We start from the raw sequence: 12,340 nt of genomic DNA on the forward strand, positions 1-12,340 counted from the left end.
GCGGCATGGGCGTGACGAACCAGAGCGACGGACTGAAAGCTACGCGTAGTGATCAGCGAGCCGAAGACGCACGTACACTCCTCTTTGGAGTGAACGTTATGCGGGTAGGTTACCTACCGTGTCCTTACCCACTTCCCCGTCGATGGTCCTCGCAAGTACCCTGTGCTGCGCTGGAACCCATGGCGTCCGGCGACCGTCCCAGACGGGAGCCGGTTCGCTGATCAGCCGAAGAAATGCCCGCTGAACTGCGGGTTCGTTCCTCGGTGTGATCGAAGTGTAGATTTTCGCAAGCGGTGCGAGCCTCCGCTGTTGTCGAAAGAGGAAGCCTGGAGTGGCCCGAGGAGACACAGGTCGCGAGCGCCTGAGCCGCACGGAACAGGCCGACGCCGATATCCACCACATGGGCGAGGCGCTCGGTACCGGAACTCAGTCGCTCGGCACCGGAGGTCGGAGCGATTCGCTCGGCCTCGGAACCGTGCAGCCGCGAACCGGTCAGGGGGACGGCGAGGGCGACTGGCGGCTGAGCAACTGGAGACTGCGCACCAAGCTGCTCGCGGTCCTGCTGATCCCGCTGCTCAGCGCAGTGGCGTTCGGCGGGCTGCACATCTGGGACGGGTTCGCGGAGTCCAACACCTACCAGCGCGCGCACGAGCAGGTGCGGCTGCAGAACGCCATGAACGGGCTGGTGCACCAGCTGCAGCGGGAACGCGACCTCTCGGTCTCCCGCGTCGCGGACGGCCGCTCGGCCGACCCGGCCGCGCTGAACCAGACCCGCTCGGCCGTCGATCAGGAACTCACCGGTCTGACCGGCCTGATCGACGCCTCCGACCCGGCGGTCAGCGACCAGTTCCGCACCGAAGCGCAGAACGTGCAGTCGCGGCTGAGCAGCCTGCGGCAGTCGGTCGACAGCACCAGCTACCCGGCCGAGGGGGTGCTGCGCAGCTACACCCAGAGCATCACCAGCCTGCTGAAGCTGAACCTGCAGGGCGTCACCGGCATCCGGGAACCGGAGCTGCAGCGGCTGGCCCTGGCCACGAACGCGATCGCGGACGCGCAGGAGGCCGCTTCGACGCGCGCCGCGCTGCTCAACGACGCGATCCGATCCGGGCAGTTCCGCACCGAGCAGGACCGCGAGCTGCTCTCGGCCGACGCCCGCTACGAGTCCGCGCTGAACTACTTCACCGCCGTGGCCAGCCCGGTCCAGGCGCAGCGCTACCAGGACACCGTGACCGGCGCCGAGGTCGACCGGGCGAACAGCATCGCGCAGACCGCGCTGGCGTACGACTCGGACAACCGAAACCTGCGTTCGCTGAACCCGCAGGAGTGGGACACCGTCGCGGACAAGCAGGTCAACCTGGTCAACCAGGTCGGCGACGAGCTGCGCGGCCAGCTGGAGCAGGCCAGCCAGCAAGCCGCGTCGAACGCGCAGCAGCGCACCATCCTCGCGACGGTCGCGACCCTGCTCGCGCTGATCGCCGCGCTGGTGGTGGCGTTCGTGGTGGCCCGCCAGCTGCTCGGTTCGCTGCGCACGCTGCGGCATTCCGCGTTGGACGTGGCCGACCGGCGGCTGCCGGACGCGGTCCAGTCGATCCTGAGCGAGGCGGGCCCCGGCGTCACGCACGTCGAGCCGATCCCGGTGCACAGCAACGAGGAGATCGGCAGGGTGGCCCGCTCGTTCGACGCGGTGCATTCGCAGGCGCTGCGGCTGGCCTCCGAGCAGGCGCTGCTGCGCAACAACGTCAACGACCTGTTCGTCAACCTGGCCCGCCGCAGTCAGACGCTGGTGCAGCGCCAGCTGTCCGTGATCGACCGGCTGGAGCAGGACGAGCAGGACCCGGACCAGCTCTCCAGCCTGTTCGAGCTGGACCACCTGGCGACCCGGATGCGCCGGAACAACGAGAACCTGCTGATCCTCGGCGGCACCGACCTGACCCGCCGGATGGTGCGGCCGGTGCCGCTGACCGAGGTCGTGGGTGCCGCGGTCTCCGAGGTGGAGCAGTACACCCGGGTCGCCGTCGCCGATTCGCCGGACCTGGCCATCCAGGGCCGGGTGGTCAACGACTTCGTGCACCTGGTGGCCGAGCTGCTGGAGAACGCGACGGTGTTCTCCAACCCGGACACCGAGGTCACCGTGCGCACCGCCTACCGCAGGCAGGAACTGGTGCTGGAGATCCGGGACCGCGGGGTGGGCATCGACTCCGCCGAGCTCAGCGAGATCAACGAGCGGCTGACCAGGCCGCCGGAGATCGACGTCGCGGTCTCCCGCCGGATGGGCCTGTACGTGGTCGGGCAGCTGGCCCAGCGCCACGACATCCGGGTGGACCTGCGCAACAACGGTGACCTGGAAGGCGGCGTGACCGCCAGCGTGCGGCTCTCCGGTGAGCTGGTCGTGCAGCTGACCCCGGACGGGCCGCGCCCGATGCCGGACGTGCAGCGGGTTTCCGCGGACGACCGGGAGACGGTGGACACCGGCTCGCACGCGGGCTTGGCCGCGGCGTTCGGCGGCGCCGCTTCCGGGCGCGACCCGGCGCAGCAGCTGCCGCCGGCCGAAGCGGAACCGCAGGCGAGCTTGTCCGGTGCCGCGCAGTTCGACCAATTCGATCAGCCCCGGACCGGCCCGGCGCCGTCGGCGCCCACCGGCAAGGGCGCGATCGAGAAGGTGTTCGTCTCGCCGGAGTGGGTCACCGAGGACGACGACCCCGCCGATCAGCTGGACTCCGCGCCGATCGAGCCGAGCCCGCAGGCCGCGCGGCAGGAACCCGCCGAGCGGGAATCCACGCGGCAGGAGCCCGTCCGCCGGGAGCCCGAACCGGAGCGGTCCGAAACCTCGCAGCCCGAGCAGCCGGCCGCCGAACCGAGCACCGACTACTCGGTCCGGCTCGCCGCCCGGAACGACTACGGAGTCAGCGACGTGCCTCGCTGGGACACCGCCGAGCGGCCCGCGATCCGGGACGAACCGCCGGAGCAGGCGACCACGGAACAGCCCGCAGCCGACGCGTGGCCCGCCGAGCAGGCCGCCGCCGACTTCGACGGCCAGTGCGGCACGCCGCCCGGCCTGGACGGCGTGCCCGAGCACGGCGGCCTGGACGACGAGACGACCACGTTCAGCCGCGTCGACGATGCGCGGGAAGACCTGTTCAACAGCCCGTTCGAGGCCGAGAAGACCCAGCAGTTCACCCGCCCGTCGGCCGACTGGGAACCGGCTTGGCAGCCGGCCGACCCACCGGCGCCGAACGGTGCGGGCACCGAGCCACCGCCGCTGGGCATGGCTCACCAGCACCGCGAGGCCGACGACGCGCCGACCGAGCGGCTGCCGATCTACGAGGCGGTGCTCTCGCAGTGGTTCCGGGAGGAAGCCGCCGAAGCTCCCTCCTCGGGCTCCCCGGAGACGACCGGTTCGCAGTCGTTGAGCCGCGACCCGCTGGGCGGGTTGGCGAACGGCCGCAGCCGGTCGCGCACCGAACCGGACTCGTCCGCCGAATCCGATTCGCGGGCCGCCCAGCCCGCGGCCGGGCAGGCCGAGCAGCCGGTCGGCCCGGACCCGACGGCCGGCGCCGACGCGCTGGAAGCCCCGAGCGGGTTCACGGCCACGCAGTCGGCCAGCGCCGATTCCGCGGACCCCGGCTGGGGCTCGGCGGACGTCGGCTGGCAGGCGGCCGAGGCGCTGGTGGAACACGCCAGGGGAGAGCAGGAGACCACCTCGGCCGGGCTGCCCAAGCGGGTTCCGAAGTCGAACCTGGTGCCCGGTTCCGCAGCGCCGCGGTCCCAGTCCCCGAGCCCCGCCAAGCCTGCGGCGCCGCGTTCGGCCGAAGCCGTTCGCGGACGAATGTCCAACTTCCAGAGCGGCGTCCGCCGTGGTAGGCACGCCAAGGCAGAACCAGTCTCGACCGAACCGCCCCGCCGTCCCGAGGAGCAGGAGTGACCGGGTCCGTGCAGCAACCCATGAGCCAGAACAGCTTCAGTTGGCTGATCACCGATTTCGTGCGCCGGGTACCCGGCGTCGCGCACTCCGTGGTGGTCTCCGCGGACGGCCTGCTGCTGGCCGGTTCGCAGGGCCTGCCGCGGGATCGCGCCGAGCAGCTGTCCGCGGTCGCGTCCGGTCTGGTCAGCCTGACGCAGGGCGCGGCGCGCTGCTTCGAGGCCGGTGACGTCACGCAGACCGTGGTGGAGATGGAGCAGGGCTACCTGTTCCTGATGTCGATCAGCGACGGCTCCTGCCTGGCCGTGCTGGCCGCGCCGAACGCGGACATCGGACTGGTCGCCTACGAGATGACCTTGCTGGTGGAGCGCGTCGGCAAGCAGCTCACCCCGGAACTGCGAGCGCAGCTGCAGGGCATGAGCAGGCGATGAGCTTCGCCTGGGAACCGGCGTTGATCGAGGGGGACTCGGCATGACCTCCGGGGCCGATCCGAACTGGGACGGCGACCTGTTCCGCAACTACCACCGGCGTGGCGGTGCCGACTCCTGGCAGGACGACTTCGTGGACGATCCGCGCGGCGGGCAGCCGGACAACTGGCCGGGCACGACCGGCGGTTCGGATTACGGGCGCGCGTTGTTCGGCGGGCCGGGAGCCGACCTGTTCGGTTCGGGAGCGTCGTCCTCGTCGATGCCTTCGGTTTCCGGTTCGGTGCCCGGCACGTCCGGGCACGGGCCCTCGTTCGACATGCCGCACGCCCAGGGCGCGCATTCCCGGGACGGCAGGCAGCGCCCGGATCCGCAGAACTGGGGTGACGGCGGGCCGCCGTCGGGCTCGATGCCGTCGTTGTCGCAGTCGTTGCCGCCGGTGTCGCAGTCGTTGCCGTCGGTGTCGTCGGGTTCGCTGCCCGCGATGCCGAACGGAGCGCCGGACCACGGGGAAATGCAGGACACCGGCTCGCTCGTGCGACCCTATGCCCGGACGCGGGGCCGCACGCGCACCGATTATGATCTTGCTATCGAGACGTTGGTCTCCACCAGCGACCGGGGCCGATCGCAGGCCAATCCGGCCACGCCGGAGCACCGCTCGATCTGCGGGCTGTGCCTGGAGGCGCGCTCGGTCGCCGAGGTCTCGGCCCACCTGCGGCTTCCGTTGGGTGTGGTGCGGGTGTTGATCGGTGACATGGCCGGTCTCGGCCTGGTCTTGATTCACGACAGCGGTTTGGTCGTGGGTGACCGTCCGTCGATGGAATTCTTGGAGAGGGTGCTCAGTGGGCTACGAAAGCTCTGATCCTCGGGCGATCGTGAACAACCAAAGCAGCGGCAAGACCTCGACCAAGATCGTCGTCGCGGGTGGCTTCGGGGTCGGCAAGACGACCTTCGTGGGCTCGGTGTCCGAGATCATGCCGCTGACCACCGAGGCGGTGATGACCGAGGCGAGCGTGGGGGTCGACGACCTGACCGCGACGCCGGGCAAGGTCACCACCACGGTGGCGATGGACTTCGGTCGCGTTTCGCTGGACGAGGACTTGATCCTGTACCTGTTCGGCACGCCCGGCCAGCACCGGTTCTGGTTCATGTGGGACGACCTGGTGCGCGGCGCGATCGGCGCGATCGTGCTGGTCGACACCAGGCGGCTGGCGGACGCTTTCGCGTCGATCGACTTCTTCGACGACCGGCAGCTGCCGTACATCATCGCGGTGAACACCTTCGACGGGGTGTTGCACCACGAGATGGAGGACGTGCGCGAGGCGCTGACGATCGACAAGTCGGTGCCGATGATCTCCTGCGACGCCCGCAACCGGGAGTCCACCAAGCACGCCTTGATCACGCTGGTCCAGCACGCCATGCGCCGCCGCCTGGCGGAGCCCGCGCAGTCGTCGGCGTCCTCGCAGACCAACAGCTGACCGGTTTCCCGTCGCCCGTACGGTGCGGTACTTCGGCACGAGCGAGCGATTCTTCCTGTACGTGCAGAAGCTTTCCTAGCTCGAGGCCGCCGACGGCCGCGCCGGTGCGGAATCGGACGGGATCATTCCATTCGCTGGGGCGAGCTGACCGCGTTCTACATCTCCGGGCACTCGTCCATCTGGTCCTGGTGCGCAGCAATCGGGCCAGGCGTTCCGGTTCGTGCGGATAACCTCCGGCAATGGATCAACGGGCGGCAGCACCTTCGATTCGTGCCATGGCCGATCTGGCCACTCCGATGGCGATACGGGTGGCGGCGACGCTGAGCCTGGTGGAACGGGCGGGCGGCGCGGGAGCGACGGCGGAACGACTGGCCGCCGAGACCGGGACCTCCGAGCCTGCGCTGTGCCGGTTGCTCGACCACCTGGTCGCGATCGGCGTATTCGATTTCGACGCGGAGTCCGGCCGTTTCCGGCCCACGGACCTCGGTGCCGGGATGAGCGGCGAGACGGCGGACGGGGTCAAGCCGTTGCTCGACATCAACACCTCGGGCGGCCGTGCCGACCTCGCCTTCGTCGAACTGCTCGGGACGGTCACCACCGGTGCTCCGGCCTACCAGAGCCGGTACGGGCGCGATTTCTGGACGGATCTCGACGCGCATCCGCAGCTGCGGCGCTCGTTCGACGCCCAGATGAATTGGCGGTTCCAGGTGCAGCCCGCGCAGATCGCCGAACACTTCGACTGGACCCGTTTCGACGAGGTGCTCGACGTCGGTGGCGGCAACGGGGTCGTGCTCGCGGCCGTCCTGCGAGCTCATCCCGGCTTGCGCGGGCAGGTCCTGGAGCTGCCGCCGACCGCAGCCGCTGCTGCCGCGAGGTTCGCTGCGGCCGGGCTCGATGACCGAGCGGGCGCCGTCTCCGGCAGCTTCTTCGACCCGCTGCCCGCGAGCGCCGACGCCTACCTGCTGTCCGACGTCCTGCACGACTGGGACGACGAGCACGCCCGCAAGATCCTGGCCGGGTGCCGGCGGGCCGCCGCACCCGGCGGCACCGTGGTGGTGATCGAGCGGGTGCCCGACCGCGGAGTCGACACCGCGATGAACCTGTTCATGCTGATGTGCTTCGGCGGCCGCGAACGAACGATCACCGAGCTGGCCGAACTCGCCGCCGGCTGCGGACTCGTGCTGCGCAACCGGGCCCCAGTGGCCGAAGGACGAACGGCACTCGAGTTCGGAGTCGCACCAGCGCCCGATGCCTCGGAGTGAACGGACCGTTGGTCCCACTGGATTTGCCCAACGTAGGAGCATCGAACGGTCCGTTCGCTCATCGCGCTACCGCTCGTGAGCCCTGCTCGAAGCGCGCCGGCGCCTGTGATCGAGCAAGAACCGGGCCTGGACCCATCGCCTCACCGGCATCGCCTGGCGAACCACCGGCTCATTCCTCCACCACGGCCACCGAAGTGATCCGGTGCAGCGGGTAGCGGCCGGGTTCGCCGGTGCCGCGGTCGACGCCTTGCAGGACTCCGCCGCCGACGCTGACCGGCTGCACCACCACCTGGCTGGCCACGCCGTTGGAGCTGACGAAACCGAGCCACACGCTGCGGTCCTGGACCGCCGCGTCGCGCAGGAGTTGCAGCGTGGCCTCCGCGCTCGGCCTGCCGCGCTCCGGGTGCATCGCGCTGCCGCGCCGGGCGGTGCCCGCGCGGTCGCCGGAGCGCAGTTGCGCGACGAGTTCGGTCAGCTGCTCGTCGTCCGGTGCCGACGGGCCCGCGGACGGCGCGGGAGTGGTCCTGCCGCGGCCGCGCACGCGATGGCCCTCGGAACGCAGGTCCAGGACTTGGCCGTCCGGGCCTTCGGCGGCGGGAGCGAACCCGGCGGAACGCAGCGCGTCCACCACTTCCGCCAGCGGCAGCGGGCTCACCAGCACGGTCGGGGCGATGCGGCGCAGCTCCAGCTCACCGATGCTCGGATGCGCCAGCACTTCCTCGAGCAGCACGGAATCGTCGCAGCGCAGGAAGGCCGATGCGGTTCCTGCGCGGAGCCTGCCGTGCCTGCGGGCCACGTCGTCGATCAAGTACGTCAACGACTGCGGCAACGGAGTGCGGGAGCGGTCGCGGAACAGGGCGTGCAGCTCGTCGGCGGTACGGCCGGAATCAAGGGCGCGGCGCACGCTGCTGTCGCTGACGCGGTAGACGGTGGCGCTGCCCGCGGATTCCACGTCGGCGACGAGTTCCATGTCCGCGGCCAGATCCGGCTCCAGCCGCCCCGGCGCCACCACGGTCAGGTCGGCCTGCACGAGCACGTGGTCCAGCGGTTCCGGCAGCGCTTCGCCGAGCAGCTTCGCGGCTTGCGAGGTGTCGCCGAACAGCGCGGCGCGGCCCGCGGTGGACAGCGCACCGAGCGCGACGACGCCCAGCGCGGTCGCCTCGGACAACGTCCAGCGCACCAGGTCGTCGCGCATCCGCCCGCCGCGGCGGGGAGCCCGCCAGGCCAGCACCGCGGCGGCGTCGTCGGGTTTGCGCACGCCGTGGCCGCCGGGGAGTTCGTCCAGCAGGCTCAGGATCCGCATCCGGTCGCGCGGCGCCAGCGGCCTGCGCAGGTCCTCGGAAAGCGGGCCGAGCAGCCGGTCCTTCTCGTCGCGGGCGCCGATCAGGCCGGGCAGCCGCGGCATGTCCAGCCAGGTGCGGGCCAGCGGAGCCCAGCGTTGCTCCGGGCCGGCGGCCAGCCAGGTGTCCGCGCCGTAGGTGAGCATCCACTGCGGCTCGTTGCCTTCCGAGGACGCGATCAGGTTCGCCGCCACCGCCAGCTCGACCAGCAGCGAAACCCGCGACTCGTCGACCTCCAGGACCTTGGCGGCGCGGCGGATCTCGCGGACGCCGACACCGCCGGAACGCAGTACGTCGGGCGGTTCCTCGCTCCACAGGTGCAGCAGCGATTCCAAGTGCCGCAGCAGTTCCAGCACCTCACCGGCCGCCGTGGAGTCCACAGTGGATTGGCCGAGGTCGGCGAGGTCGAGCAGCGGCTCCTCCGGCTCGACCGCGCCCATCGGGTGCGCACCGCGCACCGCGAAGGCGAGCTGGCGGGGCAGCTCCACGGTCGCCGCGTCCCGGCGCAGCAGCAGGCCCTTCGCCAGCAGCCGCTGCACCGGGGTCTGGGCATCGGCGAGGGTGAAGTTGCGGCCCGCGTCCTTCGTGCTGCCCACCGGCTGATCGCCCGCGAGCTTGCCGACCAGGTCCCGCTCCTGCTGGTCCAGTGCGGCCAGCGCGGTTTGCGCCGCCGCTTCGGTCATGTCCTCGGCCGGGCGGCCCAGCCCCGCCGGGAACGTCGGCAACGACTCCCGCACCGCGGGCACCACCGACAGCTCTTCGTCCGCGCCCCAGGCCAGCGCGCGCAGCCGCAGGTCGGCGACGGATCGGCGGGTCCGCTGCGGAGTGACTTCGGCGCCCAGCAACTCCGCGACCGCGTCCAGCGGCACCGGGGCCGCATCCGCGTCCAGCAGCACCAGTGCTTCCAGCGTGGACAACGTGAACGAGTCCAGGTCCTCGCACGCCCGCGCCACCGAAGAGCGCACGCCGGCCCGCGTCGCCAGCACCGACGTGTCCGCGGGCGGGGGAGTGGCCAGGTCCGGCCGGGCGCGCAGCAGCGCGACCAGTTCCTCGTCGTCGCGTGCGCGCAGCGAGTCCGCGAGTGCAGCCATCCCGGCCACGATACCGAGCCGGATGCGCGTGCCCACGCGGTTCGTCCGGTGTGACGCGTGCGGGGTGGGGTTCGTTCGGGCGGCCCGGTCGGGCAGACTTGCATGGGCAGGCCGGATGACCTGGCCAGCAGACCCCGGCAAGACGACCCCGGCAAGACGACACAGCGCGGAGGGTGACCGTGGCAGGCAAGGCGAAGAAGGACCGCATCGACCCCGCGTGGCCGCAGGATCCGCACGCGGTCAGCGAGCTGGTCGCCGACAAGCAGGGCGCGTTGTCCCCGTTCGGCGGCACCACGTTCCCGCTGGACGAGGAGACCGTCCCGTACGAGCACCCGGTCACCGAGATCAACAAGTAGGCCCTCGCCGGAGCCTCCGGGCCGCGCCCTGCACGGGCGCGGCCCGTTTTCGTGTCGCACCCTGTCCCCGTCCGCATCGCGCGCGGATCCCGTTCGTCCCGATTCCATCCGGAGGCAAGGGGGTTCCGGCGGAAAAGGTGTTGGTCGTTGGTCACAAAGCGGAAAGTTCTGGAGATTTTCTTTGTAGGGTGAAGCCCGACCGCTTTGGCGGCACGCAGGGCTTGCCCTCCGGCGAGTTCTGTGCAAGGGCTCGAAGCTTCTCGCGTAACAGGGGTGTGACCATGCCGGTTCCAGGTCCGGGGTACTCGATCACGGTCCGGGTGGAGGCGCCGCCGTCGGCCAGCGCCGCCGGTGACCTCACCACCGCCATCGGCCGGGCAGGCGGGGTGCTCACCGCCTTCGACGTGGTCGAGTCGCACGCCGACCGCATCGTCGTGGACATCACCTGCAACGCGCTGTCGGCCGATCACGCCAACGACATCACCGACCGGCTCGGCGAACTGCCCGGCGTGCAGGTGCGCAAGATCTCCGACCGGACCTTCCTGGTGCACCTCGGCGGGAAGATCGAGGTGAACTCCCGGGTCGCGTTGGCCAACCGCGATGACCTCTCGCGCGCCTACACGCCCGGTGTCGCGCGGGTGTGCACCGCCATCGCGGCGAACCCGGAGGACGCCCGCAGGCTGACCGTCAAGCGCAACTCGGTCGCCGTGGTCACCGACGGTTCCGCGGTGCTGGGGTTGGGCAACATCGGCCCGGCTGCGGCGCTTCCGGTGATGGAGGGCAAGGCCGCGCTGTTCAAGAAGTTCTCCGGCGTGAACGCCTGGCCGGTGTGCCTGGACACCCAGGACACCGAGGAGCTGATCCGCACGATCGAACTGCTCGCCCCGGTCTACGGCGGCATCAACCTGGAGGACATCGCCGCACCCCGGTGCTTCGAGATCGAGGCCCGGCTGCGCGAGAAGCTGGACATCCCGGTGTTCCACGACGACCAGCACGGCACCGCGATCGTGGTGCTCGGCGCGCTGCGCAACGCGCTGCGAGTCGTCGGCAAGAACATCGAGGACTGCCGCATCGTGGTCTGCGGAGTGGGCGCCGCCGGTTCGGCGATCATCCGGTTGCTGCAGCACAAGAAGCCGCGCGACATCATCGCGGCGGACATCGACGGCATCGTGCACAGCGGGCGCGGCGACACCGACCCCAACCTGCGATCGATCGCCGCGAGCACCAACGCCGACGGTCGCACCGGCACGCTCTCGGACGCGATGCCCGACGCGGACGTGTTCATCGGGGTGTCCGCGCCGAACCTGCTCGGCGAGTCCGACGTGGCCGCGATGAACTCCGATTCGATCGTGTTCGCGCTGGCCAACCCGGATCCGGAGATCGACCCGCTGGAAGCGCGCAAGCACGCGGCGGTGGTGGCCACCGGCCGCAGCGACTACCCGAACCAGATCAACAACGTGCTGGCCTTCCCCGGGTTCTTCCGCGGGCTGCTGGACGCGCACGCGCACGAGATCACCGACGACATGATGATCGCGGCGTCGAACGCGATCGCCGACGTCGTCGACGGGGAGGAGCGGGTGAACGCTTCGTTCATCGTGCCCAGCGTGTTCGACTCCAACGTGGCTCCCGCCGTGGCGGAGGCCGTCCGCAAGGCCGTGATCGCCGGCCGCTCCGAGCCGCCTTCCCCCGGCGGCACCTCCCTGCCCTGGTCCATGGCCGAGGACTTCGACTACTGACCCGCCCGACACGCCCGCCCAAGCCCGTGTCCGCCGGTAAGTGAACGGCCTGTTCGCCCGGCTAGATTGGTCGAACGGTCCGTTCGCTCACGTCGTTGTTGGTCGGAGCGAGTGATGTGCGGGCGTGTCGGCCATTGCCGCGGCATCCCGGCAGCCGTCGCTCGTTCGGCGCCGCGCTCTAAGGTGCGGGCATGGGGCACAACGAACTCACGCACACCGACGAGTCGGGCGCGGCACGCATGGTCGACGTCTCGGAGAAGCAGGCGAGTGCGCGCACCGCCGTGGCCACCGGCGTCGTGCGCACCACCGAGGAAGTCGTCGCGCTGGTGCGCAGCGATGGCCTGCCGAAGGGCGACGCGCTGGCCACCGCCCGCATCGCGGGGATCATGGCCGCCAAGCGCACCCCGGACCTCGTGCCGCTGTGCCATCCCATCGCGTTGTCCGGCGTCGAGGTCCAGCTCGAGCCCGCCGACGCGGAAGTGCGGATCACCGCGACCGTGCGCACCACCGACCGCACCGGTGTGGAGATGGAAGCGCTGACCGCCGTGACCGGCGCGGGCCTGGCGCTGCACGACATGATCAAGGCGGTGGATCCCGCGGCGGTCTTGGACGGCGTGTGCGTGCAGCGCAAGGAAGGCGGCAAGACCGGGACGTGGACCCGCGAGGACTGACGCGTCCCGGCAACCGGGCCGCACGATCGGAAAACGGGCCGCACTACCGGCGGCGGGGCGGA

At 70.9% G+C, this 12,340-nt stretch carries 9 protein-coding genes; 8 read left to right on the plus strand and 1 reads right to left on the minus strand.

Annotation, left to right across the window (positions count from 1 at the left end):
• The first annotated feature begins 475 nt into the window (after window positions 1-475).
• The 5 genes from INP57_RS02740 to INP57_RS02760 all read left to right on the plus strand — a co-directional run bounded on the left by INP57_RS02740 (window position 476) and on the right by INP57_RS02760 (window position 7,084).
• Window positions 476-3,922, plus strand: a complete 3,447-nt coding sequence (locus INP57_RS02740) for a sensor histidine kinase (RefSeq protein ID WP_200068373.1) — start codon at window positions 476-478, stop codon at window positions 3,920-3,922.
• A gap of 20 nt (window positions 3,923-3,942) precedes the next feature.
• Window positions 3,943-4,350 (plus strand): roadblock/LC7 domain-containing protein, encoded by a 408-nt coding sequence (locus tag INP57_RS02745; protein ID WP_200068700.1) that lies wholly within the window; start codon window positions 3,943-3,945, stop codon window positions 4,348-4,350.
• A gap of 40 nt (window positions 4,351-4,390) precedes the next feature.
• Window positions 4,391-5,206: a DUF742 domain-containing protein gene (locus INP57_RS02750; RefSeq protein ID WP_200068374.1), complete on the plus strand. Its 816-nt coding sequence runs from the start codon at window positions 4,391-4,393 to the stop codon at window positions 5,204-5,206.
• Window positions 5,187-5,822, plus strand: a complete 636-nt coding sequence (locus INP57_RS02755; protein ID WP_200068375.1) for a GTP-binding protein — start codon at window positions 5,187-5,189, stop codon at window positions 5,820-5,822. The genes INP57_RS02750 and INP57_RS02755 overlap by 20 nt, the downstream gene beginning before the upstream one ends.
• A 275-nt stretch (window positions 5,823-6,097) precedes the next feature.
• Window positions 6,098-7,084 (plus strand): methyltransferase, encoded by a 987-nt coding sequence (locus tag INP57_RS02760; protein WP_233626605.1) that lies wholly within the window; start codon window positions 6,098-6,100, stop codon window positions 7,082-7,084.
• A gap of 169 nt (window positions 7,085-7,253) precedes the next feature.
• Here INP57_RS02760 and INP57_RS02765 read toward each other — a convergent pair whose 3' ends face one another.
• Complete coding sequence (locus tag INP57_RS02765; RefSeq protein ID WP_200068377.1) at window positions 7,254-9,515, minus strand: helicase-associated domain-containing protein; 2,262 nt, start codon at window positions 9,513-9,515, stop codon at window positions 7,254-7,256.
• A 179-nt stretch (window positions 9,516-9,694) separates the two neighbouring features.
• On the opposite strand from INP57_RS02765, the gene INP57_RS02770 reads away from it, so the two are divergent.
• The 3 genes from INP57_RS02770 (at window position 9,695) to moaC (ending at window position 12,278) form a co-directional block, all read left to right on the plus strand.
• Window positions 9,695-9,871: a hypothetical protein gene (locus tag INP57_RS02770; RefSeq protein ID WP_200068378.1), complete on the plus strand. Its 177-nt coding sequence runs from the start codon at window positions 9,695-9,697 to the stop codon at window positions 9,869-9,871.
• 281 nt (window positions 9,872-10,152) lie between these two features.
• Window positions 10,153-11,607 (plus strand): NAD-dependent malic enzyme, encoded by a 1,455-nt coding sequence (locus tag INP57_RS02775; RefSeq protein ID WP_200068379.1) that lies wholly within the window; start codon window positions 10,153-10,155, stop codon window positions 11,605-11,607.
• Between the two features lie 191 nt (window positions 11,608-11,798).
• A complete protein-coding gene (moaC, locus tag INP57_RS02780; RefSeq protein WP_200068380.1) occupies window positions 11,799-12,278 on the plus strand; it encodes a cyclic pyranopterin monophosphate synthase MoaC in 480 nt (159 codons plus the stop codon).
• Window positions 12,279-12,340: the final 62 nt, after the last annotated feature.

The sequence above is a fragment of the Saccharopolyspora galaxeae genome (genome assembly GCF_016526145.1).
GTDB classification, from domain to species: domain Bacteria; phylum Actinomycetota; class Actinomycetes; order Mycobacteriales; family Pseudonocardiaceae; genus Saccharopolyspora_C; species Saccharopolyspora_C galaxeae.

Excerpts from the sequence above, each read along its gene's own strand:
- INP57_RS02750 (WP_200068374.1), top strand. The coding sequence starts at position 4,391 with ATGACCTCCGGGGCCGATCCGAACTGGGACGGCGACCTGTTCCGCAAC.
- INP57_RS02765 (WP_200068377.1), bottom strand. The coding sequence starts at position 9,515 with ATGGCTGCACTCGCGGACTCGCTGCGCGCACGCGACGACGAGGAACTG.
- INP57_RS02745 (WP_200068700.1), top strand. The coding sequence starts at position 3,943 with ATGAGCCAGAACAGCTTCAGTTGGCTGATCACCGATTTCGTGCGCCGG.
- INP57_RS02775 (WP_200068379.1), top strand. The coding sequence starts at position 10,153 with ATGCCGGTTCCAGGTCCGGGGTACTCGATCACGGTCCGGGTGGAGGCG.
- moaC (WP_200068380.1), top strand. The coding sequence starts at position 11,799 with ATGGGGCACAACGAACTCACGCACACCGACGAGTCGGGCGCGGCACGC.
- INP57_RS02760 (WP_233626605.1), top strand. The coding sequence starts at position 6,098 with ATGGCCGATCTGGCCACTCCGATGGCGATACGGGTGGCGGCGACGCTG.